1 protein-coding gene is annotated in these 1874 nt (G+C 41.2%); it reads right to left on the bottom strand.

Translation table 11 applies throughout. From position 1 onward, the window contains the following. On the bottom strand, positions 1-1380 hold a 1380-nt coding region (gene vnfD / locus ACM0OY_RS40270; protein WP_322652126.1), incomplete at its 3' end, for a nitrogenase vanadium-iron protein, alpha chain. Positions 1381-1874 lie beyond the last annotated feature (494 nt).

Here is a 1874-nt window from a genome sequence, read left to right as displayed (position 1 = left end):
ACGGATATCATCCTTAGCCAATTTCATCAAAGGAGAGTAGATGGCATTGTACATATCCCGCGCCATATTCACCGCACCTTCAAAACCCATATAAGGGCCATTGTGGTAGCCATGACCATTCACATAAGGCAAATGCAACTTCTTCACCAATGCACCCACCCTCGGGCCAGTCAACACTAAATCAGGCTTGACCATCTCCAGTACCTCGAAGAACTCAAGTTCATTGCCATCATCAATATAGATAGTCCCTTCTTCACCTCTGGCAATTACCTTTTCAAAATCCTCTTGGTGTCCAAACTTGGAGGACATCGCCACCACTTTCATTCCCAAATCGTCTTCTAGCGCTTTAGTCCAGTGCCACAAACGTGGGCCTCCAGTCCAAATACAGACCTTTTTCCCAGTCAAGCGCTCCTTATACCAAGCTAACTTCGATTCATATTTAGCAACTTCTTCAGCAATCACAGCTTCGGCTCTATCTTCAATCCCAAAGAAAGCCCCAATTTTGCGTAACCCTTCCTTAGCATAGTCAAAGCCCCAAGTATCCACATCAATCCGGGGAATGCCATATTTTTTCTTTAACTCATTGGCAATATAGCCAGCAGAACGGGCACAGTTGGTAACATTCAACTGCGCTCTGTGCATTCCACGCAATGAGTCATAAGTACCATTACCAGTAAAATGGGCAATAATTTGCACACCCATTTTTTCCATGTACTTTTCAAGGACAAAGGTATCTCCTTGAATGTTGTAGTCACCAATGACATTGATAGTATATGGGCTGGTAATTTCCGGCTCATAAGTTCCTACCTTGTCAGTCATCCACCCCATGTTAAAAACGTGGTGTCCTTTGGATTGACTCACCCCAGCAAAACCCGGACACTCCACAGTGAAGATATCGACATCACCAAGTTCTTTTTCTACTTCTTTGACTACAGGCTTAATATCATCGCCAATCAAAGCAGTAGAGCAGGTGGTGTAGACCATCATCCGCTTGATGTCAGGAAATTCTGCAAAGGCTTCCAGCATCGCTTTTTTCAGCAGCTTTTCACCACCGAAGACAACGTGCTGTTCCTTCATGTCCGATGACCAGACATATTTGAGTTGGAAGTTGCCATTGTCGCTAGGATAGCGTTTGGTGTGCCATGTATCATAGGCACAGCCCACAGGCCCATGTATCAACTGGATAGTGTCTTTGAGAACACCACCAATTACTAGCTTTGCACCACAATAACTGCATCCGCGCTCAGATAATGAGCCGGGAATGGTTTCGACGTGGGCGCTAGGGAGAAACTGGGTTGTATCTTCTCCTTTCTCTTTAATATATATGTGCTTCTCCCGTTCGGGAATCGTTTCGTCGCACTTAAACAACTTCATTGGCATGGCTGATTGCTCCAGTTGCAATTTAGAAGAAGACAGACTCTTCTAATATGTAATTTTTGTCAGAAACTTCTTTGAGTTCCTTGATTTCAAAATCCTATCAACCTTTCTAATTAATAATAGTAAAACTGATAACAATAACGCGAATTAATATTGCAAAATAGTGATTAGTTGCGTTTATAATAGACAGTTCTGTATAGATTCAAAGTAATCTCAATAATTCTATATAAAAGACTTTAAGTCAAGAGAGTAGACAGACTATTCTAACTGGAAATGAAGAGACAAATGATTTAATTTCTGTCGTCACTATAGATATCTCCCCAAGGATAAATCGACAATATTTTCTCAACTTTCAACAACAGAATAACGCAATTATCGGCTTTGTGACTCTCTAGATGATTACTAATTGTAACCACGAATACTCTTTGTAAATTAATTCCTCAGCGCAAGTAAATTGGCCAGATGTATGATATTCTTTATTTATAGGGAATCTAAAC

The organism is Nostoc sp. CCY 9925 (genome assembly GCF_963920935.1).
Taxonomy (GTDB): domain Bacteria; phylum Cyanobacteriota; class Cyanobacteriia; order Cyanobacteriales; family Nostocaceae; genus Nostoc.
This window is presented reverse-complemented; position numbering and strand designations above follow the sequence as displayed.